This window comes from Mobiluncus curtisii ATCC 43063 (assembly GCF_000196535.1).
Classification (GTDB): Bacteria; Actinomycetota; Actinomycetes; order Actinomycetales; family Actinomycetaceae; genus Mobiluncus; species Mobiluncus curtisii.
In genome coordinates, this window is the sequence record NC_014246.1 from 873823 (window position 1) to 899454 (window position 25632).

General features: G+C 53.3%; 20 protein-coding genes, 1 tRNA gene and 1 pseudogene. 10 read left to right on the plus strand and 12 right to left on the minus strand.

The annotated features are described in order from the left end of the window. The first annotated feature begins 9 nt into the window (after positions 1 to 9). Both HMPREF0573_RS03685 and HMPREF0573_RS03690 read left to right on the plus strand, forming a co-directional pair. Positions 10 to 1209, plus strand: coding sequence for a Yip1 family protein (locus tag HMPREF0573_RS03685; protein WP_013188932.1), 1200 nt, complete (start codon positions 10 to 12; stop codon positions 1207 to 1209). Positions 1210 to 1251: 42 nt separating this feature from the next. Then, a complete protein-coding gene (locus HMPREF0573_RS03690; RefSeq protein WP_013188933.1) occupies positions 1252 to 2175 on the plus strand; it encodes a Crp/Fnr family transcriptional regulator in 924 nt (307 codons plus the stop codon). Between the two features lie 34 nt (positions 2176 to 2209). Here the strand turns inward: HMPREF0573_RS03690 and HMPREF0573_RS09715 are convergent, their stop codons facing one another. Further along, positions 2210 to 2368, minus strand: a complete 159-nt coding sequence (locus HMPREF0573_RS09715; RefSeq protein ID WP_004007743.1) for a Sp36 family protein — start codon at positions 2366 to 2368, stop codon at positions 2210 to 2212. A gap of 72 nt (positions 2369 to 2440) precedes the next feature. After that, entirely contained in the window at positions 2441 to 2800 is a 360-nt protein-coding gene (locus HMPREF0573_RS03695; protein ID WP_036324376.1) for a WhiB family transcriptional regulator, read from the minus strand. A 241-nt stretch (positions 2801 to 3041) separates the two neighbouring features. On the opposite strand from HMPREF0573_RS03695, the gene HMPREF0573_RS03700 reads away from it, so the two are divergent. The 5 genes from HMPREF0573_RS03700 (at position 3042) to HMPREF0573_RS03730 (ending at position 9837) form a co-directional block, all read left to right on the plus strand. Beyond that, positions 3042 to 5378, plus strand: a complete 2337-nt coding sequence (locus HMPREF0573_RS03700) for a transglycosylase domain-containing protein (protein WP_013188934.1) — start codon at positions 3042 to 3044, stop codon at positions 5376 to 5378. 41 nt (positions 5379 to 5419) lie between these two features. Beyond that, positions 5420 to 6658, plus strand: a complete 1239-nt coding sequence (locus HMPREF0573_RS03705) for a metallophosphoesterase (protein ID WP_013188935.1) — start codon at positions 5420 to 5422, stop codon at positions 6656 to 6658. 606 nt (positions 6659 to 7264) lie between these two features. Then, positions 7265 to 7522: a helix-turn-helix transcriptional regulator gene (locus tag HMPREF0573_RS03720; protein WP_244855377.1), complete on the plus strand. Its 258-nt coding sequence runs from the start codon at positions 7265 to 7267 to the stop codon at positions 7520 to 7522. Then, positions 7519 to 9024, plus strand: a complete 1506-nt coding sequence (locus tag HMPREF0573_RS03725; RefSeq protein ID WP_013188936.1) for a HipA domain-containing protein — start codon at positions 7519 to 7521, stop codon at positions 9022 to 9024. The genes HMPREF0573_RS03720 and HMPREF0573_RS03725 overlap by 4 nt, the downstream gene beginning before the upstream one ends. A gap of 156 nt (positions 9025 to 9180) precedes the next feature. Beyond that, the gene (locus HMPREF0573_RS03730; RefSeq protein WP_013188937.1) at positions 9181 to 9837 is read left to right on the plus strand and encodes a DUF1643 domain-containing protein; all 657 of its coding nucleotides are present in this window, start codon (positions 9181 to 9183) and stop codon (positions 9835 to 9837) included. 191 nt (positions 9838 to 10028) lie between these two features. Here HMPREF0573_RS03730 and HMPREF0573_RS03735 read toward each other — a convergent pair whose 3' ends face one another. Beyond that, entirely contained in the window at positions 10029 to 11867 is a 1839-nt protein-coding gene (locus HMPREF0573_RS03735) for a cell wall-binding repeat-containing protein (RefSeq protein ID WP_013188938.1), read from the minus strand. 263 nt (positions 11868 to 12130) lie between these two features. Between HMPREF0573_RS03735 and HMPREF0573_RS03740 the strand changes: the two genes are divergently transcribed. Both HMPREF0573_RS03740 and HMPREF0573_RS09720 read left to right on the plus strand, forming a co-directional pair. Beyond that, on the plus strand, positions 12131 to 13405 hold the full coding sequence (locus tag HMPREF0573_RS03740; protein ID WP_013188939.1) for an ATP-binding protein: 1275 nt from the start codon (positions 12131 to 12133) through the stop codon (positions 13403 to 13405). Positions 13406 to 13528: 123 nt separating this feature from the next. Next, positions 13529 to 14750: pseudogene (locus HMPREF0573_RS09720) on the plus strand (IS3 family transposase); the annotation flags it as partial. Positions 14751 to 14978: 228 nt separating this feature from the next. Here the strand turns inward: HMPREF0573_RS09720 and HMPREF0573_RS03750 are convergent. The 8 genes from HMPREF0573_RS03750 to HMPREF0573_RS03785 form a co-directional block, all read right to left on the minus strand. After that, positions 14979 to 16745 carry an ABC transporter ATP-binding protein gene (locus tag HMPREF0573_RS03750; RefSeq protein WP_236589727.1) on the minus strand — a complete coding sequence of 589 codons (1767 nt, stop codon included), beginning with the start codon at positions 16743 to 16745 and terminating at the stop codon, positions 14979 to 14981. 1 nt (position 16746) lies between these two features. Next, positions 16747 to 18561: an ABC transporter ATP-binding protein gene (locus tag HMPREF0573_RS03755; RefSeq protein WP_041797939.1), complete on the minus strand. Its 1815-nt coding sequence runs from the start codon at positions 18559 to 18561 to the stop codon at positions 16747 to 16749. 13 nt (positions 18562 to 18574) lie between these two features. Continuing rightward, positions 18575 to 20038: an ABC transporter ATP-binding protein gene (locus HMPREF0573_RS03760; RefSeq protein ID WP_013188944.1), complete on the minus strand. Its 1464-nt coding sequence runs from the start codon at positions 20036 to 20038 to the stop codon at positions 18575 to 18577. Next, entirely contained in the window at positions 20035 to 20844 is an 810-nt protein-coding gene (locus tag HMPREF0573_RS03765; RefSeq protein ID WP_004007729.1) for an energy-coupling factor transporter transmembrane component T, read from the minus strand. Before HMPREF0573_RS03765 ends, HMPREF0573_RS03760 begins: the two co-directional genes overlap by 4 nt. Next, positions 20844 to 21410, minus strand: a complete 567-nt coding sequence (locus tag HMPREF0573_RS03770; RefSeq protein ID WP_004007728.1) for an MptD family putative ECF transporter S component — start codon at positions 21408 to 21410, stop codon at positions 20844 to 20846. The genes HMPREF0573_RS03765 and HMPREF0573_RS03770 overlap by 1 nt, the downstream gene beginning before the upstream one ends. A 415-nt stretch (positions 21411 to 21825) precedes the next feature. Then, the gene (locus tag HMPREF0573_RS09510) at positions 21826 to 22518 is read right to left on the minus strand and encodes an IS3 family transposase (protein ID WP_169311387.1); all 693 of its coding nucleotides are present in this window, start codon (positions 22516 to 22518) and stop codon (positions 21826 to 21828) included. A 45-nt stretch (positions 22519 to 22563) separates the two neighbouring features. Beyond that, on the minus strand, positions 22564 to 22716 hold the full coding sequence (locus HMPREF0573_RS09775) for a cytochrome BD ubiquinol oxidase (RefSeq protein ID WP_236585799.1): 153 nt from the start codon (positions 22714 to 22716) through the stop codon (positions 22564 to 22566). Between the two features lie 252 nt (positions 22717 to 22968). Then, positions 22969 to 23042 (minus strand) — tRNA-Pro (locus tag HMPREF0573_RS03785). A 215-nt stretch (positions 23043 to 23257) separates the two neighbouring features. Here HMPREF0573_RS03785 and HMPREF0573_RS03790 point away from each other — a divergent pair. Then, positions 23258 to 23806, plus strand: a complete 549-nt coding sequence (locus HMPREF0573_RS03790; protein WP_081458838.1) for a low molecular weight protein-tyrosine-phosphatase — start codon at positions 23258 to 23260, stop codon at positions 23804 to 23806. 293 nt (positions 23807 to 24099) lie between these two features. Here HMPREF0573_RS03790 and HMPREF0573_RS03795 read toward each other — a convergent pair whose 3' ends face one another. Next, on the minus strand, positions 24100 to 25347 hold the full coding sequence (locus HMPREF0573_RS03795; protein ID WP_013188947.1) for an SPFH domain-containing protein: 1248 nt from the start codon (positions 25345 to 25347) through the stop codon (positions 24100 to 24102). Between the last annotated feature and the right edge of the window lie 285 nt (positions 25348 to 25632).

Sequence of the window (25632 nt, forward strand, 5' to 3'; positions counted from 1 at the left end):
GAGACTCCCGTGACCGAAGAAAATCAGCCGGCAGAACTGCCCGACTACCTGCGTGATGCGTCTCAGGACGCCGCAAAGCCGTTGGACGGAGAAGTTGATGCTGCCGAAGTGTGGGCGCAGGCTTTTGCGCAATCCGGTGGAGACTCCGATACCGATGCTAATGCCGCTGCCGGTGCGCAGACAGAATCCACCCCGGAAACCGTAGACACCGAGGCGGACTCACCCAAACAGCCCCAGGATCAGTCAACCACCATTAGTCCTGATAGTGAGGAAACTGCGGTTGTCTCGCAGACTTCAGTAGCGAATAGCGACACCTCTGCGCTCGCTTCTGCACCTGTGCCGGAGCCGGAACCGGAACCCGATCCGGTCAGTGACACCTCGACGCAAGCCTGGTCCTCTTTCCTCAACGAAGAAACCATTGCAAATGCCACTGATTCTGGTGCTGACGTGGTTGACGCTAATGACAAGGCTGCCACCCCTGTGCCCTCCGCCGATGACGTGGAAACCACGGTAGTGCGACGGAAGTCTCTCTTGGGAACAGAACCCAATCCAACCCCCCTGACGAACGCGGCTGCTGCTGACGCTATGACGACCGCGGAATCTGACCCAAAATGGCAACCGCGTCAACCGGAACTTTTGGGTAATGAAGACAAAAAACTCAACGAGTCCACCATATTGGCAGGCGCCTCTATCAAGCCGGCGAAGTTGAGCCGAGCTGGGGCACATGTCTGGTCCCTGGTGATCAGCATCATTGGCGTTCCTTTGGCGTGGGCATTTTTACGCCACGCCGGGGGGTTGCTTTACGGCTCCAACCATTCTGCATGGGAGACAGGCAAATACTCTTTAGAGGGACTCATCTTCCTGATTTTGGGTTTGGCAGCGGTCATTTTTGTCGGCAGTGTGGTGCGATTGTCCTCGCTGGGGATGTTTGTATCCGGAATTGTGCTCACGGTGCTGGGGGGCGCTTTCGTAGTGGTTCCCGGAGTGATGAAAAACGCGATTGGCTCCACTCTGCACGGACTGCAGGACAGCCCGCTGATGGCGCTGAAGGTGCTGAGTTACCTCATCGAATCTGCCGGGGCCTCGGGACAATTCCTGATTATCGGCATCCTGCTGATTATGATCGGCGTGGTGGGACATACCGCACGCCGCAAAGGTAGGGTGGACCAAATCGCTGACAAAGCCTTGGCACGTGCCGAAAATGCATAGTTTCCAGCAGTAACCAAAGGTTTAGATGAGGGAACGTCCGCGGTGGTGAGAAACAGCGATTTGGCAAGCCTGGGCGTAATCTGGGCAGAAGTGCTGGCGGGAATGGGTGCCAAGGTACACCAGACCGATTTAGAGGCGCGGTTTCGCCTAGCTGCTGAGGACACCCTGCAAGACCGAATTTTTCACCTGCATACGGGAAAAGTTAAGCTCACCCGCTCCACTTCGATGGGGCGCGATCACCTCCTGGAAGTGCTGGGGCCGACGGACACCATCGGTCTTAACGCCCTCACCGACCTCTCGGCGGGGGGTGGACAGGGGGTATCCCACCCCGGTCAACGAACTTCCACGGTCGCCCAACACCCCGAAAAATCGGGAACAGAGGGTCTGGACAGTACCCATCGTAGCGCCGGGCAAACCCCCGCCCGGATGTGGTTTTCTAGCGCCACCACCCTGGAACCGGTACGTCTGGACTGGGTTTTAGTCACGGATGCACGGGATTACCTGGAGAAACACCAGGCGCTGCACCTCGAGGTGCTGCGAGCCTTGAATCGGCAAACGGAGCTGCTCTATCAACGCACTATGGCGCTGCGGGATGTCGACGTGCCGGGACGTATCGCGGCAGCACTGTTGGAACTAATGGAAAGATTCGGTCAACCGCTAGAGGCAGAGACTACCAGTCAGTCCCAGTTGACCGGAGAGAGTGCCGCGAGCGACCAAATGTCAGGACAAACCCCGCCGGCAGTCGCGGGATTAAATGGTGAAAACTCACGAGAGTCCGGTCTTCCCACCAACGGGATACGGCTGCCACATGGACTGTCCCAACTGGAGTTAGGTCAGATGGCAGGAGCCAGCCGGGAGACTGCTAACAAGGTGCTGGCAGATTTCATTGCCCGCGGCTGGATTATTCAAAAGCGCCGGTCAATTATCATCGTGAATCAGGAAAGGTTGCGGTATCGGGCGTCATAAACCGCCCTAAGGGCGCGCCCGAAACCGTCAAACGCTAAGCCAAAGGTCGTTTGAAGTAAGCGACCAGGGAATCTCCGCCACTCGGCCCGGGCACTATCGTCACCAGTTCCCAGCCGTCCGCGCCAAACTGATCCAAAATCGCTTTTGTGTTATGCACCATCACCGGTGCCGTCAAGTATTCCCACTTTGTCATAAAACCCACCTAAACGTGAGCGAGTTGAGCCCACACCGGCAACCCGCCCTTGTGAATAATCCCTAATGGACGCTACTTAGAGAGCGCGACTTCGCGGCGAGACGCACGCACATGAGCCAACACGTGCGGGGCGTGCTTCGTGCGCAGCTCCGCCGCCAGTTCGTCGTCGGCTTCGCGCAGCCAAGTCTCCCAGGAGCGCACTTCGGGATAACGACGCAGCATGGCACGACGCTCCCGCTCGGTCAAACCGCCCCAAACTCCGAAAGATGCGCGGGAATCCAGCGCATCTGCCAGACATTCAATGCGGACAGGGCATCCGTAACACATAGAACGGACTTCGCGTTGCGCTGCACCTTGGACAAAAAGTTGATCCGGCGGGCAGTCTGCGCAAAGCGCTTCCGCTGCCCAAGTTTGGTCTCCATTGACTGACATGATGAATCTTTCTTTCTCGAAAGCCAGCTTGCCCTTAACACCTTAGCTGCCGGTCAAAGGAATTTCAAGGGCGGGATTTTATAATTAAATCGAGAAAGATTTACGCGCGGCATACTGATTTTTTCCATTTGCATATCGGGCTTACGAAATGTCACGGCACCGGACCGCCAGAGGAAAGGTTTTCGGTGGTATCGCCGGGTTTAATTTAGAAAGAATCACGCCCGACCTTTAGGATTAACCCATGGGGAAAAATGACGCCGCAAGTTCAACTTCCGCACTGCCCAAGACCCGTAAGTCGCGAGTCCTCGCCCTTTTGGTCGCGTTCGTGGCGGCAAGCGCGGTCGCGGGCGTATTCACTGCCGGCTTGGCTCTGCCCGTGGTCGGTGCCGCTGCCATCGTCAGCGCCAAGGGAGCCGAAACCTTCGACGACCTACCCGCTGATTTCACTACTTCCCAGCCCTCGATGAAATCCATCATCACCGCAGCTGACGGCAGCCCCATCGCTGAGTTTTACGCGGAAAACCGGATAGTGGTCCCCCTGACAGAAGTCGCGAAAACTCTGCAACAAGGGGTTATCGCCATCGAGGATCGGCGCTTCTTGGAACATCAAGGCGTCGACATCGAAGGCATGAGCCGGGCTATCCTGTCCAACCTGGCAGGCAATGACTTGCAAGGCGCGTCGACCCTCACCCAGCAATACGTGAAAAACCTGCTCATCGAACAGGGACGCGTGGCGGGAGACCCGGACATGATTGAAGCCGCCAGCGAAGCCACCCTGGAACGCAAAGCCCGCGAAGCCAAACTGGCAATGAGCCTGGAACAAAAAATGACCAAGTCTGAAATCCTAGAAGGATACCTGAACATCGCCCAGTTCGGACCCTCGGTGTACGGAGTAGAAGCAGCTGCGCAACACTACTTCTCTAAACCCGCCAAAGACCTCAGCCTTGCCGAAGCCGCCCTGCTGGCAGGAATTCCTCAGTCCCCCAACGGACACGACCCGGTAGCTCACCCTGAATCCGCCACCAAACGTCAGGCCATGGTGCTGGACGCGATGGTGCGGGACGGATACATCACCTCGAAACAAGCCCAAAAAGCCAAATCCATCCCAGTCGCGGAACTATTGAACATATCCAACCAGCAACAGGGGTGCGGACTGGCAGGCAACGCCTCGTACTTCTGTTCCTGGGTGGTTGGCGAAATCCTCTCTTCCCCCGAATTCGGCGCTACCTATGCGGAACGCCAACGGTTGCTGCTGCGCGGCGGACTCAACATCAAAACCACCCTTGACCCGAAAACTCAAGATGACGCCTACAACACAATTACCGGACGCATCCCGGTGGGTGACCCTTCTGACGTAAAGATTGCTCTGTCCAGCGTGGAACCGGGCACCGGCAAAATCAAGGCCATGGTCCAAAACACCAACTACGGTGTCGACCCCGGCAACAATGCGGTGACCGAAAACTCCTATAACGCCGACTACGCTCACGGCGGTTCCGCCGGCTTCATGACCGGATCTACATTCAAGGTATTTACCCTGACCCAGTGGTATATCGACGGGTACGGCGGTTATGACCAAGCCGGGGGACGCTACAGCATTCCCGCCAAAGACTGGAAGATTTCCTGCGCCCCGGAACTGGCCAACACCTGGAACTTTTCCGAAACCGGCGGCGCCAAGAAAGGTGCCATGACAGTGGCTAACGGCACCGCCAACTCCATCAACGGCGTGTTCGCGAATATGGCGACCAAACTGGACTTGTGCGACATCGCGAAAACTGCCGCCAAGATGGGGGTGAATGAACCTGATGGTTCGCCCTTCAAGCCAAACCCCTCTTTCGTTATCGGTGCCGGCTCTGCTACCCCGCTGCAGATGGCAGACGCCTACGCAACTTTTGCCGCCCACGGAGTCTACTGCAACCCCATCGGCATTACTTCCGTCACGGATTCCTCCGGGAAATCTTACGAGGTACCCGACGCAAACTGTCACCAAGTGCTGACCCCCGACGTAGCCGACAAAGTGGCTGTGACCTTAGAGGGAGTCCTGCACGCGGGCGGGCGATCCGCTGCTATTCCCCGACCGGCCGCGGGCAAGACCGGCACCACCGACCACAACGAAAACACCTGGTTCGTGGGCTTCGTTCCCCAACTGGCGGCCGCGGTGTGGGTCGGGCACGCCAACGCGAATATCCCGGTGGGACATCAAACTATCGGGGGACGCTACTACGGTTCCCTCTATGGTTCCTCGATTGCTGCCCCGACCTGGGGGACGTTTATGACCGCCGCTTTGGACGGCGTCCCGGTCCAGCCCCTACCGAATGTGAATCTGGGCTCTACCGGCGTGTTTGTGGGCGGAGGCTACAGGTCTAAGACTGAGGAAAGTCCGTCACCCACACCGGGGAATTCTGCCAATCCGGGGGCGTCTTACAACGGTGCCGGCAGTCCGGGGACCTCTTCCGGTGAGGGTGGGGCAAACCCCGGCGCTAATCCGGGAGCTAACAATCCGGCGCCTCCCGCTCCCGCACAGCCGCCAGCTCCGGCACAGCCCCCCGCACCAGCCCAGCCTGCGGCCCCGGCACAGTAAACAGCCAACCCCAACGCGGCAGGAAAGTAAAGGTAGACCCGATGAATCCCTCCTCGTGGACACGCGCCTGGACTGCACTGAAAGTCGGTGCGGTGACGGCAGGAGCAGTGGCGTGGAGTGCCGCGCGTGCCTCCCGCGCTTATCAGCTGCGCCATTTGACGGTTCCCGTGCCCGGAAGGGCGTTGCGGTCCATTGCCGCGCCGGGGACGAATGTGCCAGTGCCGCGTTTCGGGGTGGCGGGGACGCCTGAGTTTCCGGGCTTGCGGGTGTTGCACCTGTCGGATACGCATTTTTATCGCGGTCGCGAGGATTTAGTCGGCTGGTTACGCGTACTGGCGAAACGCGCGGGAACAGACTTTGACCTGGTTGTTTTGACCGGAGATATGCTGTCATCGAGCTACGGGGATGCACATTTGGTCACCCCGGCGCTGCAACCCTTCATCGACTCGGGAGTGCCGGGTGCTTACGTGTTTGGTGATCATGATTTCTTTGCCAGCCGCGTGGGCAATCCCTTGAAATACTTGTGGAGCACCAGTGAGTCCTCCGGGGCGGGTCCTGCCGTCGTCAAGCGGATTGGTCAGCCCGGTCAGGGCAATCACCTGACTCGGTTATTGGCAGATTCCGGGTGGCTGAACCTCAACAATGCGAACGGCAGTATGGATGTGCGCGGGGTGCGCCTGGAGTTTAGTGGGGTTAACGACCCGCATGGGCATCGGGATCGTTATGTGGGTTTTGACGGCGACGGTTCGAGTTCGTCAGGTTCGAGCGGTGGCGCGGGTCGGAGCGGTCAAGACGGCGAGGTCGTGAGTGGTGAGGTCATAAGCGGTGACGTTTCGGGGAAGGTCGCGGGGTCGGGTACTAGCGGACCGCACCAGGGCGGTTCCACAAGTGCCGGGCGGGTCGGCTTTTCCAATGAATACTTACGCGCGACCGGTCGCAGCCTTCGCCTGGGACTGTCCCACGCCCCTTATGCGCGCGTGCTCAATAGGTTCCTTTCGGACGGCACTGACCTGGTCTTTTGTGGACATACGCACGGGGGGCAGGTCTGTCTGCCGGGCGGTCATGCCCTGGTGACAAACTGTGATTTGGATCCTCATTTCGCCTCTGGTCTGTTCAAGTGGCAAGCCGAAGCGCGTCCTGGACACGAGTGCAACATTGGGGAATTGGACCGGGCGAGTATGAGTGTATGCGTCAGCCCCGGTCTGGGGACCTCGCCATTCACCCCCTGGCGCGTGTTTTGCCCCCCAGTGGCATACATCGTCGAGCTGGTCGTTGCCTAGGAAGCAAACACTCGCTTTAGTTCAATAAAGCCGTGTGGAGCCAGTTTTCCGGGGAGTACTTCAGGCAACAGGTATTCAGAACTGTTCCTGGTTTTTCTACCATGTCACCCACTCAAACGTTACGGAATATCCACCCTCTTGAACAAGCCTGGCTCGAAATCCGTCAAGACTTGCTCGCGTTCCACCAGCAACGGCGGGTTCAACCCCGCCGGAGGCTGAGAAGGATTTTGCCGCGTCTCACGGTCTGCCGTTTCTTTATAGGTCTTTATATCTTTTACGAGGCGTTCGTCAGATAGAACCGCGTAAAATCAAGGATTTACACAACATTGGTATTGATTTCCTTTATATATTTTTTCGTGGGTTCAGAAGGTGGGGTGCGGGTCCTCCCGTGTAAGCTGCGGTTCTTGCCTGAGTTTCAGCAGCCCGCAAGCAAACCCGCGCACCCCGCTCATCCAAGACTTCTGGGACATGATTCACACCACCCCAGAATTTATCGAAAAAGCCATCATCTACCCCAAACAAGACCTCGTGAACATGTGAAAACATGAACCGGTGGGTGGTGTAATCCTGACGCGGCACAAAACTCTTCACAAAAATGTATCGTGAATGTATCATTCAGATATGGATATGGAGATTGTTGAGACGCCTGTAGACACGCCAGAAAAATTCGGCCAGCTCATCCGAATGCGCCGCGTTATATTCGACTACACCCAAGAAAACCTTGCCGAAAAAGCCGGGGTATCCCGCATGGCTATCAAGAGACTCGAAGCCGGCAACCCCAACGTGCGACTGGACACAGCTCTGAAAGCCGCGCAAGCCGTAGGGGTACCGCTGCCCACTATCCTTGAAGGAAATCCCAAATGAGCACCACGTACCACACGCTAGACGCCTACCTTAACGGGAAAAAAATTGGCAGATTCTACCGCGACAAAAACCAAGCCAAATTTGAATACGATCCCGATTGGTACGGGCAACCAGTATCCTTGGGAATCACAAAAGACAACACAAATGTAAACGCTCTGCCTTACCTAAAGGGACTACTTCCAGAAAACGAACACACCCGTCAGGAATGGGGGCGAGACTACGGCGTAAACCCTCGAGACCCGCTATCGCTGCTGGGGGCGGTAGGACAAGACCTCCCCGGCGCGATACAGCTCCTGCCGGAAGGGAAAAGTCCGAACCTGGACGGCAAGGCCGTACCGCTAGATGAACAAGACCTCAAAGCGCTGATGGAAGCCGTAGCCCATCGGGTGGGGTTCTGGGCTGTTCGCAGCGGCAAAAAACTGGACACTCCCGGCAAATTCTCGCTGGCTGGCGCACAAAAGAAAACCGCCCTTCACCGCTTGCCAGACGGTAAATGGGCCCTGCCCTTCGGAAGATTCCCTTCCAGTCATATCCTCAAGCCTGAAATCAAAAACAGTTTCCCGGATTCTGACATCAACGAAACTATCTGCTTGGATACCATGAACCGCATCGGTATCAGAGCGGCGAAAGAGACTATCGAAACTGTAGGCGGTGTACGCGTCAGCGTAATCGAACGTTTTGACCGTGAAAACACAGAGACTGGCATCAGGAGGATACACCAAGAAGATTTATGCCAAGTATTACGGATAGATCCCTCCTACAAGTATTCGCAAGAAAAAGGACCCGATGCCACAACATCAGCGAAACTCATCAAAGCCGTAGCGGGTGAGGATCAGGCACTCGAATTTGTGCGCCAGTTGGCTTTTAACGTGGCTATAGTGGCTCCTGATGCGCATGGAAAAAATTTTTCCCTCCTCGAATATCCAGATGGCAGGGTTGAACTTGCCCCCGCATATGATGTCACCTCCTATATTCCCTATATAGGTAATCTCGACTTTCGCCCGTTAGATACAGTCAGGCTGGCGATGCCGATAGGTCGCGCTAACCGTTTTGAGGATGTTTCGCCTTACAGATGGGAGCGTTTCGCGAGAACTGCTGGCTTGAATCCTGATCGAGTTATTGTTGAGGTCAGAAGGGTAGTGGAGTCGTTGCCGGATGCTTTGTCGGATTCTCTGCGGGCTCATCGAGATATTGTTTCCGGTTCCAATGTGAAAGGTATGGTCGATAAGCTCAGGCAGCTAGGCGCGAAATCGTGGATTGGTGGAAAACGATCTTTCACTCTTGGGAAAGCCACTACGCAAGAGGGGAAAAACTGGTCATCGCAGATTGCCACAAGTGGGGTATTTCCGGGACAGCCGAGCGCTACAGGTAGCTTGTCTGTTTCTAGTGACGGAATAGCAAGCGGGGTGTCAGGCAGTTCTGGCGATGTTTGGGTTAACGCATATGTGCGCAATGACGGGGTGACAGTTAGCGGACATTGGCGAAAGCGTCGGGCTCGCTAGCGGTTGCTTTCTGAAGGGGTTTACTGCCTGGAAGAACACGTCGTCTCGCTCAGGGGTTGTAGCCAGGTGAAAACTGCAGGGTTGGGAGTTGGTCTGAGAGGTCGGAATATGTCGAGGAATCGCCAAAATAATCCTGCTTTTATGTAGAATTTATGCATGGTTCAGAAATGTGATTCTCGTACGGTTGAGGAATTTAAGGAAGCTTGGCTAAGGGGTGACTCGGTATTTCCTCAACATCCTGAGGAAGAAGGTCAACGGTGGTTCTTGCGAACACCCGTCAGCTCTGCGACGCCTGCGAGGAACGAAAATTTGGTCTTTATTGGGATGAACCCATCCACTGCGGCCAATTTCGCGCCCAGGACAGAGGGCGGAGACCCTACTACCGAAAGGATTTTGAATTACGACGACTTTAAAATTGGTAATTATTGTCAGATGACAATCATTAACTTGATTCCGCTGATTGGGCAGAGCGAAAAAAGTAAAACAAGCAGCAAAAAACTTCCAACATGGAGTGATGAGGCTGGGAAAAAGGAAATTCAAGACTCCTACTGGGTTACGCGGGAGGTAATAAAACTTATTGTTAAAGAATCACATACAGTGCATCTTATGTGGGGTTGTCCAAGCAGCAGATTCCCTTGGAAGAAAGACGTTCTGCCCTTCGTAAAGAAATGGCTGCATGAGACAATTACTAATCAGAATGTACAAGCGTTTCTCAGTAAAAAGGGACATCCGCTTCATCCAGGTTTCGGTGGGATTAAACAGTGGGAAGGTAAAACCCTTGCAGATGATGTGCGTTTTATACTAGAAACCTAGTGCAACGGACGCTGCACTTCTCAAATAACTCATAGTTATCTCCTTACTCGTTTGACCGTGATGGACAAACAAGTAAAAAAGCAAATAAAACTCCCCTATCAACCCGAATAGGGAGATAGGGGAGTAATGCGGTATGAAATTTTAGTAGTAAACAGCAACACGGATAGTATCAAAACAAATACACTAACTTATCAATTAGACCACTCAGATAAAGGTTTAAATCCTGATTGACTCGCAGAAATACCATAGATACCCTCATCAGGAGTAAGATTATCTAAACCTCTTTCAGGGAACACCGCGTCAAAGTCTTGCAATGCAACGGTAACACCGCCGCCATACTTCATTTCAGCAACTATAGTCCTCCAATGCCCGCTGGAACCATACCACATTTCTGCTAACTTAATCCCAAATTGTGTAGCTGCGTCAGCATCTGACAAATCTGATAATCTCATATTAGTCATTGCCAGATTAAAGGAGGGGCCTCCCTTTGCATGAATACGCCTACGCATCTCTTCCCTTGTTTCCCCAGGAAGAGAATCCCAATCTTTAGGGGTAAGATTGTTCAACCAACGACGCATACGTAACTTACCTTCTTCGAGACCAGAAGGTGTCTTAGAATTAAAATCTACACCTGGATTCTCTTTAGCAAACAGTTCCTCTGTCCTATTCTCAGCCGCTTTCTCAGCAATCGGACGGAAAATAGTATTATAATCGTGACGCGCTTTCTCTAACTCAGCCTGAGTAGGCTTCCAAATATTCCCATAAGGATAAAGCGTTGACTTTGAACCGTCCGGACAAGTAACTACATCAGTCGGACCTTTCGAAAAGACTTCTTTACCATTACAGTAACCTTTAGAATAAAGTTTATCAGGCGTAAACCGCCAGTTCTTATCGAAGATTACTGATTGTACCGTCCAATTCTCATTAGTAACGCTACGGGACGCCACAATACCCTGGGTCTGTAACTTAGCGACTGCGTCCTCCGCCGATAAATTAGCAGACCAGCCGTATAAACCAGCGATTTGTGTCCAGGAATAAGCCTCAACATACTCAGAAAACACAAACGGTCCGAATGCTCCAGTACCTGCGAAGAGCGGGTTGATTTTGCCTGCCCAAGGTAAGCCGAGACCGCTAGTAGGTTTGGGTTGTGGTTTTAAGGTAAGGACGTTATCGGGTAAGGCTCCGGGTCCGCCTAGGAAAGTCACGTGGGCGAGGTTCAAAGCGTTGATACGGTCATTACCCTGCCCAGAGGGGTGTACTAAAAGAATCGGGGCATCAGTCAAAGTACCGCCGACCACGGCGTCAATAAAGTTATCCGAACGCCCCACATACGCCCTTGTGAAACCGTTAGGGAAAGCCCGCTTCGCTAACAGTTCAGCCGTCTCGAAACGGTCTTTACCCTGCACACGTTCCTTAGCAGACACATAGTTACAGGCTGCACCGATACAAACCCGAGCCGTGTCAGCGGGAAGTCCTGCCACGCTAGGGACACGCCCATTAGGGTAAGCCAAAACAATAGGGGCATCAGTCAAAGCGCCAGAAGCAACCGCGTCTACCCCATCAGGGGCAGCCACATACAAGTGATACAACGACTTACCATTGAAAGCACGTCCGGCTATCAAAGCCGAAGTTTCCTGACGGTCTTTCCCACCCATAACCCACGCCTGGGCGCCGGAAGTCTTATAAGTGTTGATAGTAGAAGCGGGGAAGGCTTTGCCCAGGAAAATGATTTCTTTAGGGGAATACCCCTGCAGGGCTTGAAGGGTGCGGGGGTTTACCTGACCGAGAGGGGACAACAAGACCGGACCATCGGTAAGCTGACCCGCCACCAGGGCATCTACAGGCAAATCGCCACGGGCGATATAAACCGTGTCCTGGTGACCCGTGAAAGTACGAGCCGCTATCTGTACCGCCGTATCGTAACGGTCAATACCGCCGATACTATCCGTCTTCGGGGCGGCTTGCGCTATCCCCACACCCGTACCTGCTAAAGCCAGACAGGATAATGCTGCGACAAATTTACGATTCATGAACGTGGGCCTTCTACTTGGATTGTACGCAAAGGTGCCTCAACTACGCCGACAAGGAAACCTTCGATATCAGGTCTATTCTCTCACGTATACCAGCGATTTAGGCCGTTACGGCAATAAAACAGGAGCGCGGTCTTGGCGAAGAACTTGGTGGCAGCTCGGCAAAACGACCGATAAGTTTCCGGCAAAACGACCGATAAGTTTCCGGCAAAACGACCGATAAGTTTCCGGCAAAACGACCGATAGACTGATAAAATGCCGATATGCTCACGAAAATTCCTGGCGCTCCCGAAGACTATATACCCCGGTATTTAGACGAAGAACTACGGGAATTATTCACGCAGCTGCCCGCGATTGCGATTGACGGCGCCAAGGGCGTAGGGAAAACCGAAACCGCACAGCGGTGGGTGGAGCATGTACTGGCCTTGGATAATCCCGAGATGGGACAACTCATCGCCGCCGATATCGTAAACCAGCTCACTAAATACGCAACAACCTGCATAGATGAATGGCAGAAATACCCACCCGTGTGGGACGCGGTACGCCGCCTCGTGGATCAACAGACACCCAACAGGTTCCTGCTAACCGGCAGCGCCACGCCCGTTTCCGGGGTGGACACACATAGCGGAGCGGGACGTATCGCTTCGCTGCGACTGCGCCCCTTGAGCCTGGCCGAGCGTCCCAGCACCAGCCCCAGCGTGTCCATTAGCCGCTTGTTCTCAGGTGACGCGGAAATATCTGGGGAAACCAATTTTGGACTCCCGGATTATGCCAAGGCTATCTGTGAGACCGGGATGCCCCAGATTTTCCGCGCCTCCCCACGCGCCCGACGGATTTTGATAGATGGCTATATTCAGCGCATTATCGACCACGATATCCCTGAACAAGGCGTGTTGATGCGTAAACCCCAAAGTCTTAGAGCCTGGATGAGTGCCTACGCAGCTGCGTCCTCAACCACCGCCAGCTACTCTGCCATTTTGGATGCCAGCAGTCCCGGAGAGCCCGATAAACCCGCGAAAAGCACCACCCAGAATATTCGCGAACTGCTGACCCAATTGTGGATTCTCGATCCGGTACCTGGTTGGGCACCAACTGGCACGTCTCTGAAACGACTCACCTTCAGTCCCAAGCATCAATTGTTCGACCCCGGTATCGCCGCTGCTCTGACGGGAACCACACCCGAAACACTGCTCAGCGGCAAACCCGGCAGTATGGAGACCTTCGGGCAGCTCTTTGAGGCACTGGCTACTTTAACTGTGCGTGCGGCCGGACAAGCCGTTGAAGCCAAGTGCTACCACTTGCGCACCCGCGCTGGGGAACACGAAATCGACCTGATTTTGGAGCGCTACGATGGGAAAGTCATTGCATTCGAGGTCAAACTAGCCACCACCGTGAGTGAAAACGACCTGAAGCACCTGCACTGGCTGGGTAAACAACTCGGAAAACGTCTGGTCGAGCGCATCGTAATCACCACCGGACAGTTCGCATTCCGCCGCCCCGACGGCATTGCCATCGTCCCCCTCGCCTTGCTGGGGTAACGCTAAGATACCTGCATATAAGTACGAGATATTAACCGTGTCTACACGTTCAACACAGCTTGGTGGCAAAAAGGTTTGAAGCGTCCCGGGTTTTGTTCCTAGGTTTTTTGTGAGGGTTGTTTTATGCCTTGGAAGTATTCGCGGGAGTTTAGGGATTGTGCTGTTGGGTTGGTGTTTGACTGGCTTCGAGACGGTTCTGGGGTTTCGAGATGGGCGGTTATCAGTGATATCGGATTGAAACTTGGTGTGAGTCGTGAATCATTGCGTCGCTGGGTTGTTCAAGCCGAGATAGACCGGGGAGAAAGACCCGGGGGTTAGTCGGGAGGAGTCTGCCGAGATAAGGCGGTTGCGTAAAGAAAACGCGGAGCTTAAACGTACGAACGAGAGTTTGAAGCTCGCATCGGCTTTTTTCGCCAAAGAACTCGACCACCCCGGGATGAAATTATTGCGTTTATTGACCAGTATCGTGATTGTTTCTCGGTCGAGCGTATTTGCCGGGTTATGAACGAGCACACGGTTGGGGGGCTTCCTCACGCCACGTGGTTACCGGGCGGCAAAGACCCGAAAAGTGAGCGCTAGGCAATTGAGAGATGCCTTGTTAATCGAGGAAATCGTGAAGATTTTCGACCAGAATTACCGTGTTTATGGGATTCGTAAAATCTGGCGTGCTATGCGCCGGACTGGATGGGATATCGGGCGGGAACAGACTGGCAGGTTGATGCGTCTGGACGGGATTTGCGGGGCGCGTAGGGGACGTAGACCAGTTACTACCCGTCCTTCTAAGGTCCCTGATGCACGCCCTAATCTAGTTAATCGCCAGTTTAGAACAGATAGACCTAACAGGTTGTGGGTAGCAGATATTACCTACGTTCGTACTCTTTCTGGTTTTGTTTATACAGCGTTCGTAACCGATGTGTATTCACGCAAGATTGTGGGGTGGGCTACCCGGTCATCAATGAAAACCGAGGTACTGTCCCTGCAAGCACTCGAGCAGGCAACAGCCCTAGCAAGAGACAATCTTGCAGGCCTGGTGCATCATTGCGATCACGGTAGCCAGTACACCTCCATTGCCTATAACAACAAACTCACTGATTACGGTATAAAACCTTCTACCGCAACCGTGGGAGACTCCTACGATAACGCCCTGGCAGAGACCGTAAATGGTTTATATAAGACCGAACTTATCTATTCGCAAACCTGGGAAACCCTGTCCGAGGTCGAGTTCACCACCATGAACTGGGTTCACTGATGGAACAATACCCACCTTCACGAATCCCTGAACTATTCCACCCCCGAGGAACTAATCACAAACTATAAATCAACACCGGGTCAGAGAACTGACCCCCGTATAAGAAGCGGAACAAAATTCAGTACGCTTCACAGACCACCAGCGGCACGCTACCCATCCTCAGCTATTCGCCTGTTACCTCACGAAACACTTATCCCGCTAAACTCCAGCAGAAATAGTACTAAACCCCAGCAGGAATAATATCGTTGGTAAATTCTAGTGAATATACTCCAGCCACTACGTCTTTAAGTTTTAAGGTTCGTGTTTAATCCAACTGATTCCGTACTACTCAGCAGCTATTTGCCATCCAGAGGCCGCTTGACGCTCATCCCAAAATTCTCGGTAAATCCCCTGGCAGCTTACAAGTTCATTGTGGGTACCGATCTGAGCCACTTGTCCCTGATTGTCTAGAACCACAATCTGGTCAGCTTGAGTAATCGTGTGGAGTTTATGCGCGATTACCAACATGGTGGATTGGCGGCGTAATACTTCGAAAGAGCGCAGCAGGTTTGCTTCGTTCTCGGCATCCAAAGCGCTGGTAGCTTCATCGAAGAGCACAATCGGAGCATTTTTTAAAATAGCGCGAGCAATCGAAACCCGTTGGCGTTCCCCTCCTGATAATGCGCAGCCACCTTCACCTACGTTTGTATTCCAACCATCGGGAAGTCGGCTGACAATATCGTTGACACCTGCTAGTTCTGCCGCATTTAGTAGAGCCTCTTTGCTCGCATTGGAGTTACCGATACGGATATTGGCTTCCAAAGTGTCATCGAAAAGATAGACATCTTGGAAAACCATTGAAATCTGACTCATTAAATCTTCAGTAGTTAATTCTCGAACATCGCGATTTCCAACAAGTACCGCACCCGAGTTTACATCCCAAAAACGACAAATCAAGCGGGCAATAGTGGTCTTACCTGCGCCCGAAGGACCAACCAGTGCAGTCATAGTGTGGGGAGCGACGGTGAAGCTGACTTTATTGAGCACCTGTTTATCTTTCCCATACGCAAAATCAACCTCTCGAAGCTCAACTTGGTGAGGTACGGGTTGAGATAGCGAGGTCTCCGGCTCGGGCAGAGGGCGCGCATCCAATACTTCGTTGATAGTCGCCATTGTCGGACCAACCGCCAGTAGTCCTGTTCGACAATCAGAAATCGTGGAAAGGTAATGAGTGATTTCCAGGCTTATCCCAATAACTGCCACCACTGCCAGGGGAGCAAGGCTTCCAGTAAAAGCAAGATGAACACTGGAAATAATCATTATCACGCAAATTGTTTGCGAGGCAATGCCGCCGAGGAAATTCCCGATGCATTCTACCCACAGTCGGCGAGTGCATCTGCGGCGATTTTCTGCTAAAGCCGTGGCCATTTGGGGGTAAATTGTCTGGTCACATGCACGGAGCATGGCTTGGCAGGTAGAAAATTCTACGATTCGATCAGCTAGTTCAGTAGCCGCCGGGGCCGCGTAGGCGTTGGCGGCACTGTCTAGGTAGGTTAATGCCCACATCAGGATCAGGTAACAGATTAGGCATAACGCAAAAATTGAGCCCAGGATGGGGTACCACCAGAGCAAACCAGCAAGCAGCGTCAGCAAAGTGACGGTGGCGGCGGATAGTTCCGTGAGCAAATGGGCACTCAGGTTTCCGAGCTCATTGACAGTAGCTGCCCCTAGACGGGACAAACGTCCGGTAGTGTCGGTGGAGAACCATCCCAGGGGCAGTTTTGCCAGCTGATCCCCGACGCGGCGATGGACAGAGCGCATCACCGAAAAAGCGCCTTCGTAGGAGAATCTATCTCGTATGTAGATACTAATCGCTCCGATAATCGCCGTGACGAGCAGGGTTAAGATCCAGGGGTTAGCGTTATTGGCGGTTTCTTCCTGTCTGCTAGCCCAGGTATTTGCGAGCTGAATCAGCGCAAGTAAGCCTACCCCCTGCGCAATGCCGCTGATAATCCGAGCTGCCCAGCTGATACTCCTGCTGTGATTTTGAGAGTTGGCGCTGAGGCGGAAATTTGTTCGAATTATGTCGATAGCTCCCGTTGAATTATCCATTTCAGTTTCGTCCTCCTTCCGTAAGCTCAACATTGGATGCCGACCACAGGCGACGGTAGAGTTCTATATTTTGTAGCTTCTGGTGATTACCGCAGGCCACCAGCTCTCCTTGATTAAGGAGGACGATTTGATCGACGTTCTTGACTGAATCGGGACGGTGGTCAATAACCAGAACAGTACGTCCGACCATTAGATGGTTAATAGCTTTTTGGATTTGTGCTTCACATTCCGGATCTACCATGGCTGCTGCTTCATCCAATATGAGTATCGGCGCATCCAATAGTAAGGTTCTGGCGATAGCAATCCGCTGAGCTTGCCCTCCCGATAGCTTCAGATCTTCCCCGACGACGGTGTCATATCCTTTAGGTAGTGCCATGATTTCGTCATGAATCTGTGCCTGGCGAGCAGCGTTAATAATCTCGGTTTCATCTGCATCGTGTCGCCCGATAGAAATATTGTCGCGAATGGAAGCCCGCAAGAGCTGCGCATCTTGCAGGACGAACCCAAGGTGACGGTAGAGGTCAGTTCTGCTCAGGTCTTTAAGGTTGACACCACCGATTAGTACTGTGCCCGTATCGGGATCCAGGAAGCGAGCGGCCAATTTGGCCAAGGTAGTTTTTCCGGCCCCTGATGGTCCCATGAGGGCGGTTACTGTTCCGGGCGCGCAACGTAAGGAGATATTATCCAAAGCTAGGGTATGGCCATAGCTGAGCGATACGTTTTTAAATTCCATGCTTGCGTCTTGGGGTAAATGCAGTGACCGATCGGGGCAGGAGAGGGGCTGTACCCTACGAAGATCAAGAATCCTTTTGGCTGCGGCACCGGCTAACTGATAATTCCAAGCAAGCTGTGTTACCAGGTTAATTGAGGAGGGTAGCGCGATGGCAATTAAACAACCGGCAACTACTTCTACCGGACTAACCCAATGCTTGGAGACGAAGCAGGGGCCGACAATCCCAAATAAGAGAACTATCAATGGGGTAGAGGTGAGGGCAGCGGTCAGGGAAGCCGCGTGCACCATTGGCCGATTCCATTCCTCCATATAGTCACAGGCTTCATTGGCGCTGTGGGCATATTTGCGGTGTGCTTTTCCGGTGATTCCAAAAGTCTTAACCACCTGGATGCCTTTTACGAACTCCACCATCGCGGAGGAAACCTGATCAAGTTTGGCATCAAGTTCTAAGGACTTATCGCTCATTCCCCGCATCATCACCGCGTAGGCAATAATGTAAATCGGCACCGTAACAATTACTAAAACTCCGAGCCTTAAATCAATAGTGAAGGTATAGCCCGCGCAAAATATGGGCATTAGGGTGGCAACCAGCGAATCTACGGGGCGGTGTGCTACTAGCATATGTAGATTCTTTACATCGTCTTGCAGTACTTTACGCACATGCCCGGAAGTGTTATCGCTAAACCAAGTTAAAGGAGCTTGCCCCAGAAAATGAATAATTTTTTGCTGAATACTTGCCGATAGGCGATTATCTGCAATATGGGTAACCAGCAAGCCCACAAAATAGGCGAATAGACCTCCACAAAATGTTCCGATTAACACCTGTACCCAAAACATGATGACGCTTTGGTTGGGCGATGCGCCATTACCTAATGAAGTTAGGAGTTCGTTGCCAATCCCCACTAAAGCAACGAACGGAAAAACTCGCAAAATAGCGGATATAACCGCCATTACTTGACCAACTCGCAGCGCTAATTGGACGGGAGCTAAAAGTTCTCGTAATGCGGCTTTACCTTGTTTGCTGGTCAGCTTGATATTTGTCGCTGTATCTTTTCTTGGTTCGCTAACTTGGTGATCACTCACTTGGCTTCCTCTTTTAATGTTTCTCTTGGTCGGGCGCGGTAAGTTGCATGTTTATTTCGCTATCGAGAGGCTGAAGCAATAGTTGGTAATCGGCAACTTCATTGATGAACTCCAAGTCGTGACTGATGATCAGGATTGCTTTGTCCTTTGCGGCTAGTGAGCGAATCTGGGAACTAATCGATAGTAGGTGCTGGTAGTCAACCCCTGAGGTGGGTTCATCGAATACGTAAAGCTCTGCCTGGCTCGCCAGGGCATTGGCAATCACGAGACGTTGTTTTTGTCCCCCGGAAAGAGTCATTGGGTGCCGTTCAGATAATCCTTGCAATCCCAGATCGCCTAGAAGCGTCTGCACCTGTTCTTTACTAAGATTGTCATTTCCTAGTACGACCTCTGCCGCTACTGTTTCGGCAAATAGTTGCCGGTTTACATCTTGCATTACTAGCACGCTGCGTTTTTGTCTGTCTGCCGCCCGGCAGGATTTGCCGCTAAAACTAATAACGCTGCCTCCTTCCGGGTGAGCTAGCCCGATGAGGGTGCGTGCGAGAGTAGTTTTGCCCGCTCCGTTCGGGCCGACTAGCGCAACTACTTTTCCCTTCGGTAAATATAGAGAAGGAATATTGAGGACGCGATGTTTGCCGTAACTGAACCTTAAATTTTTTGCGGTGATACCGTCTGCCTGTTGATCAGGAGGGGTGTTAACGCACATTTCCGGTTTTTCTAGGGTGCGCAGCCCTAACTCTTTACGCCGTTTAGAAGACAAACTAAAAAACTCGTCCGCGGTATACAAATGCTGGATTCGTCCTTTACCCATGATCGCGACTTGATCTGCGAGACCTTTTAGAGGGTAAACGCGGTGTTCTGCTACTACCAGGGTCCAGCCCGCGCTTTTTAATCTTTGTAAGACTTTGCTGAATGCGGAGATTGCTTCCGGGGAAAGGTTAGAGGTGGGCTCGTCTAAAAGCAGGATTTGCTGTGGTCCGGCTACTGCTGCCGCGCAAGCAACCAGCTGTAATTCACCTCCGGAGAGCTTACGTAACTCTTTGCCTAGCAGTCGCTGAATGCCCCAGGTGTTTACAGCTTCCGCAATCCGGTTAGCGGTTGTTTGGGGGGTATCTCCGGCATTTTCGCTCGCGAATGCTAACTCTTCTAGTACATTTGCCGTAAAAAATTGGGAGCGGGGATTTTGAAAAACTGTCCCGGCGGTACGCCCTAATTCTTGGATATCTGTTTGCACGGTATCGAGACCGGCAAGGGTAGTGTGTCCGCTGAGATTACCCTTATAAAGTTCAGGTATTAAACCGTTCAGAAGTTTTAAGAGGGTCGACTTGCCTGCTCCGGAAGGACCGGTGATTAGAGTACAGGATCCTGTAGGGAAATCGAGGTTGATATCGTTGACTGCGCTAACGTGAGCTGATGAGGTTTCTTCGTCCGGGTTGAACTGGTAATCGAAGGAGACATTGTCGATTAAGGTGCTCATTTGAATCCGCCAGAGAGTATAGCTAGATGGTCTGAGTAGGGGATGAGAGCAATCAGGGCGATTAGCGTCAGTATCCAGAGGGCGTCTAGTCGGTTGAATCGGAGCTGTTTCAAAGTGCTTGGGCAAATAGTGGATCCTAAACCGCGTACCATGCCGGCGGCGGTCATTTCATCAGCGGTTCGGGCGCAGGATGCCAGTAAGGGAACTAAAACCATTTCTAGAAAATGGAGGGGATGGAAGAGGGCGCGCCATCCCATTTGTAATCCCCGCAGGGACATTGCTTCTCTTACTGCACGGTATTCTCGGAATACTGTCGGTATGAATCGTAATAGCACTACCAGGGGAACGGTTATAGCTACCGGTATGCGTAAGCTGCGAAGACCGGCTACGAGTTCTCCGGGGACGATAGCTTTAATCGCGTAACCTGCCAGACCGCCAACAGTGCAGAGCTTTATCATCCAGTAGCCTAAAACCATTAAAAATGCGGTGAAGGCATTTGGCCAGATTTTTGGGAAAAAATAGATACAAGCAATCCAAGTTCCTTCCACGGCAAGGAAACCTAGCACCCATGAATAGCAGCGCGTCGATAGTAAAGCCAAAAGTGCAATGCCTGCCACCAAGAAAGTTATCGCTATGGGTAACCGAGACATTACCAGAGCATTTAATACAAATATAACCAGTAAAACGGTGCGCGGATCTGGTCGGGAGTGGCGCTGGTTGGCTGCTAAAATTTCAGCGCTGGTGACTTGATCCTGGCGATAGCTTGCTGCTGATCCGAGGTCGCTGGTTTGGCATTGAAAAGTCATTACTTTGCGATGCCAGCTTTACGGAAGTGCCGAGCCATTAGAGAATTTCCAAAGACTCCACCGATGAGCCCGAGAACGAAAACTCCCGCCCCCCATGCCACAATCATCCATGGCGATAAGAACCAGCGTAATGAATCTGCGTAGGCGGTTCCCATGGAGTCGGCAATATAGTTGTAATAGCCCTGAGCATCAATAAATACGGGGAACCAGGGCACCACGTACCACACGGACATGACGGCGTATCCTAGAACCCGAAAAACCGCTGATTTTTTAGCGAAGAGAAAATCTGCGGCTAGTCCCAGCAAGGGTGTAAGTAGGGCAGTAACCCAGGGGTGCCCGGTAATTGCCATTAAAATCCCGACTAGTAGTCCCATTAGTGCCAGGGCCCCAATCTTTGGCACCCGCGACTTAAATAGCATGACTACGGCGCCGTTAGCGATAAGCCCTAAGGCATAGCCCACAAACATCATTGCTGGATTAATAATGCCTAGCATTCCGGTGCCGAAAACTAGCACAAAATAAATTGCAGTGAAAACGCCAATGTTGATAAAGTCGCGTGTCTTCATGCGATATACCCCTTCTAAATAATTAATTAGGTAAGCCTCGCCTAATAATAGAGTAACGTGGGTGTCCCCTATTTTGTCAAGTAGTATCCGGGTAATCTAGCCGACACATAGGTCGGAGAAAGGGAATAGCTAAGGAACTAGCTAGCCTCAAAGAGCTTGCCTATTAGCGGATTTACTAGCCCATAAACAGCGGCGAACCTAGGCATAGGTTTTCGCTAGCACGTTCGCTAAGAACCTGGCTACTAGCTTTATCTACAAGCGCGGAGCGCGCAACTACCGGCAGGGCACCAGTGGCACGCCACCCATCCTCAGCTATTCGCCTGTTACCTCACGAAACACTTATCCCGCTAAACTGAAGTGTACTGGGTTTTGTTCCGTTTCTTATACGGGGGTCAGTTCTCTGGTCCGGTGTTGATTATAGTTTGTGATGAGTTCCTCGGGGGGTGGCGTAGCCGAGGGATTCATGGAGTCGGGTATTGTTCCACCAGTGGACCCAGTTCATGGTGGCGAACTCGACCTCGGACAGGGTTTCCCAGGTTTGCGAATAGATAAGCTCGGTCTTGTACAAGCCGTTGACTGTCTCGGCCAGGGCGTTATCATAACTATCGCCCACGGTTCCGGTAGAAGACTTGATTCCGTAATCAGCGAGTTTCTCACTGTATTTAATGCTCGTGTATTGCGAACCATGATCGGAATGGTGAACAAGACCAGCGGAACCTTTAGCGTTCATGATTGCTTGCTCAAGGGCTTCTAGCGGAAGTTCCTCGGTTTGCATGGTCGACCTGGTAGCCCAACCCACGATTTTCCTGCTATAAACATCAGTCACAAAGACCGTATAGACGAACCCGGACAAGGTAGGCACATAGGTGATGTCCGTAACCCGCAGCCGGTTCGGCGCGTTGGAGCTGAACCGGCGTTGAACCAAGTCCGGGCGAGTATCAGGAGTAGGCGATGGGCGGGTAGTGACCGGTTTACGACCGCGACGAACCCCACTAATCCCATTCGTTGACTCCCTCGACTGGTATAACACCGCCCAAGGTCGCACCATCCACGACCGCAGACACGCCGCCATATGTATCTGGCTAGCCGCTGGAATAGACCTCGCCACCGTCAGAGCCTGGGCCGGACATGCCGACCTCACCACCACATCACGCTACACCCACTGGCTAGGAACCAAAGCCGACCAAACCTCCCTAGCCACACTCAACAAAGTCATCCAAAACACCACCAGCCCCAGCCCTGTCACCAGCATCAGCGCAGTAAACGGGGGTACGCACGGGGTACGCGAAAAACGAAACACAACCATGTAACACAAAATCAAACAGGCTACCACCTGCGAAAACAAACAGTCGGGGTATTCGCAATCGCTACGCGATTGCATACCCCTTAGCCGAAGCGGCAAATACCTTCCGGTTTTGTTTTGCCGCGGACTGCGTCCGCGGCTACGTTGCGCGGTCCACCTCGCTTATGCAAGCAAGCTTGCGACGCGGCTGTGCCACGCAACTAGCCCGCTTCGCGGGCAAAACAAAACCGGTCAAGGTGCTTACCTTGACCGGAGTCGGGGTGGCGGGATTTGAACCCGCGGCCTCTTCGTCCCGAACGAAGCACGCTACCAAGCTGCGCCACACCCCGTGCGTTTTGCAACCCCTCAATTATACAGATGAACCGAAATATCAGAAATTGTGACCGGGCTAAATAATTCGTGCGCCGGACCATGAGACTCGCCCGGAACTACACTCTGCTGGCACAAGCATCTCCCATCAGGCAGAATCGCTCACAAATCGCCCATAACTTCAGACTAATCGCCACTCAATCGACCCGTTTGCGGCTTTCGATACAATCGACACGTGAATATCCTCGTTGTTTGTACCGGCAACATCTGCCGCTCCCCGATGGCTGAAATCATCCTGCGCGAAACCGCCGCCAGAGAAGGGGTTGACCTGCGCGTATCTTCGGCGGGAACCTCTGATGAAGAGCACGGCCGTGGTCTGGATCGACGCGCGGCAAAAGTCCTCCGCGAAGCCGGATATACCCTGCCCGCCAGCCACTTTGCCCACCGCGCCACCACCGCGGAACTATGCAGTGCCGACCTTGTGCTGGCAATGACCACAGGTCACGCCCGCATCCTCCAGCGCATGATGGCCTCCGCTGGGGTCAGCGCCGACATACTGCACCTGTGGAGGGAGTTCGACGGTACCGTGCCTTTCGGCTCCATCGACGATTATCTGCAATCTTCGCCAGGGTATTCCGACCAGTATTCTTCCGGAGGTCACGCGGACGTGCCCGACCCCTGGTATGGGGATCAGGACGGGTTTTATCGCACTTTAGCGGTTGTGGAGGCTGGTGCGGAGGGCCTGCTGCGCTGGCACAAGGGCGGAGGGGCACAAGCCCGGTAGGGTCCCGCTTGCCGGTCTCACACTGTTACGGAAACGCTCTTTTGAGTTGAGGGTTTCACCCTCAGCTCAATGCGTCTTTCTGTTTGGAGTTCGACCGGCGCAATGTCCACTGGACATTGCTTTTATGCCGGTCTCACACTGTTACGGAAACGCTCTCTTGGGTTGAGGGTTTCACCCTCAGCTCAATGCGTCTTTCTGTTTGGAGTTCGACCGGCGCAATGTCCACTGGACATTGCTTTTATGCCGGTCTCACACTGTTACGGAAACGCTCTCTTGGGTTGAGGGTTTCACCCTCAGCTCAATGCGTTTCCGCAATTTGCGCAAAACTTTGGTTTCGGGTCGGGGAGTTTTGCCCCGCAATTCGAGCAAAAGCCTCCAGCGCCTCCAGCCGGAGCCGTCGGCTGGGGTTTACCGCAGTTAGAACAGAAATTGCCGGTGTTTTGCGCCCCGCAATCGCAAACCCACGCCGCGACAGCCGCCCCGGCGCCACCCGCCGCACCGACCTGCTGCGCCCCGGTCTGCTGAGCCTGCTGCGCTGCTTGCTGCTGCATCTGCGCCTGGTTTGAAGCCGCAGCAGCCCCCATGAAACCGCCGCCAGCCTGCATTCCCATGCCGACACCCATCATCGCCATACCCGCGCCCGCCGGATTCGACCCGGCGTTCTCGATACCGCGCGCCACGGACCCTTGCACAAATCCCTCGCGAATCGTGGGATCTTGGAGCATCGCGCCCTGATTGCGCATATCAATCATCTGGCGCGACTGTTCATCGTAAGAAATCGAAGCAATACCAACGGCCTGAACCTCGATACCGCGCTGTTGCAGCCACTCGGCATCCAAAGCGTCGCGCATATACTTCGACAGCTCACTCATCTTGGAGGTGACCTGGGAAATGCGGATTCCGTCCACGCTCATCTGGTTGATGGAAACCTGCAACGCCTCCAGGAACTCGTTTTGGTACTGTTCCTTAATCTCATCAATATGCACGTGCGTGGCATCACGCGGAATCGCCTCGGCATAAAACTTCAGCGGGTCGACGATGCGAATGGAATAGGTGCCGTGCGCGCGCAGGAACAGCTCGGCGTTATAGAAATTGTCAAAGTACTGCACCGCGTTAGGAGTGCCGAACTTAATACCTTTAACCTCTTGCAAATTGACGTAAAACGCCTGTTGTGCCCCGGAAGGAGTGCCACCGAACTTGAAACGATTCCAAGTCTCTTTCAGCGCGTCACCAAAGCTCCCGGAAAACAGCGACGGCGCCGAACCGGAATTAAACGTGTACGCGCCCGGTTCGGTGGAAAAGTCCACAATCTTGCCCGAATCTGTGATCAGCAAGGCTTGACGGTCATAAACCAGCAGCTTAGAACCGTCAGAAATGATGTCCTGCGAACCGCGCTTGTTTGATCCGCGCCCGCCCTGGCGCATCTGGGCACCCTTGGTAAAGACGATACCTTCCCCCATGTCTTGTGCGGCGATGGCATCCAGCCACTGATCCGCCAAAGTCCCGCCGATAGCTCCTGCTGCCGCCTGAATCAAGCCCATGTTTCCTCCTCATTTCAGTGTGCGCCAAAGACCACTCGGGTAGCCTGTGCGGGGCTACCCGGCTGGCAGTCTCCAGCTTTCACTAAAAACCTAGACGATTTAACACCCAAAAGGGTGAAAACCCAGCTGGTTTTGTGCCGAACGGGCATTTCTCAGGAAGGCGTGAGCGGTCAAAAGGGTGGTGCGTCCGGGCTTTCACCCATTTGGGTGTTCGTTTTGGGTGGCGGCGCTGTAAGTATAGGTGTGGAAAATCCCGCAGTTGGAGTCAATACCAAGGAGGAAATC

What these genes read in the sequence shown, in the direction of transcription:
- HMPREF0573_RS03730 (WP_013188937.1), top strand. Translation starts at nt 9,181, where the DNA reads ATGGTTCAGAAATGTGATTCTCGTACGGTTGAGGAATTTAAGGAAGCT.
- HMPREF0573_RS03750 (WP_236589727.1), bottom strand. Translation starts at nt 16,745, where the DNA reads ATGGATAATTCAACGGGAGCTATCGACATAATTCGAACAAATTTCCGC.
- HMPREF0573_RS03720 (WP_244855377.1), top strand. Translation starts at nt 7,265, where the DNA reads ATGTATCATTCAGATATGGATATGGAGATTGTTGAGACGCCTGTAGAC.
- HMPREF0573_RS03770 (WP_004007728.1), bottom strand. Translation starts at nt 21,410, where the DNA reads ATGAAGACACGCGACTTTATCAACATTGGCGTTTTCACTGCAATTTAT.
- HMPREF0573_RS03760 (WP_013188944.1), bottom strand. Translation starts at nt 20,038, where the DNA reads ATGAGCACCTTAATCGACAATGTCTCCTTCGATTACCAGTTCAACCCG.
- HMPREF0573_RS03740 (WP_013188939.1), top strand. Translation starts at nt 12,131, where the DNA reads ATGCTCACGAAAATTCCTGGCGCTCCCGAAGACTATATACCCCGGTAT.
- HMPREF0573_RS03700 (WP_013188934.1), top strand. Translation starts at nt 3,042, where the DNA reads ATGGGGAAAAATGACGCCGCAAGTTCAACTTCCGCACTGCCCAAGACC.
- HMPREF0573_RS03705 (WP_013188935.1), top strand. Translation starts at nt 5,420, where the DNA reads ATGAATCCCTCCTCGTGGACACGCGCCTGGACTGCACTGAAAGTCGGT.
- HMPREF0573_RS03795 (WP_013188947.1), bottom strand. Translation starts at nt 25,347, where the DNA reads ATGGGCTTGATTCAGGCGGCAGCAGGAGCTATCGGCGGGACTTTGGCG.
- HMPREF0573_RS03735 (WP_013188938.1), bottom strand. Translation starts at nt 11,867, where the DNA reads ATGAATCGTAAATTTGTCGCAGCATTATCCTGTCTGGCTTTAGCAGGT.
- HMPREF0573_RS03695 (WP_036324376.1), bottom strand. Translation starts at nt 2,800, where the DNA reads ATGTCAGTCAATGGAGACCAAACTTGGGCAGCGGAAGCGCTTTGCGCA.
- HMPREF0573_RS03725 (WP_013188936.1), top strand. Translation starts at nt 7,519, where the DNA reads ATGAGCACCACGTACCACACGCTAGACGCCTACCTTAACGGGAAAAAA.
- HMPREF0573_RS09715 (WP_004007743.1), bottom strand. Translation starts at nt 2,368, where the DNA reads ATGACAAAGTGGGAATACTTGACGGCACCGGTGATGGTGCATAACACA.
- HMPREF0573_RS03765 (WP_004007729.1), bottom strand. Translation starts at nt 20,844, where the DNA reads ATGACTTTTCAATGCCAAACCAGCGACCTCGGATCAGCAGCAAGCTAT.
- HMPREF0573_RS09775 (WP_236585799.1), bottom strand. Translation starts at nt 22,716, where the DNA reads ATGGTTGTGTTTCGTTTTTCGCGTACCCCGTGCGTACCCCCGTTTACT.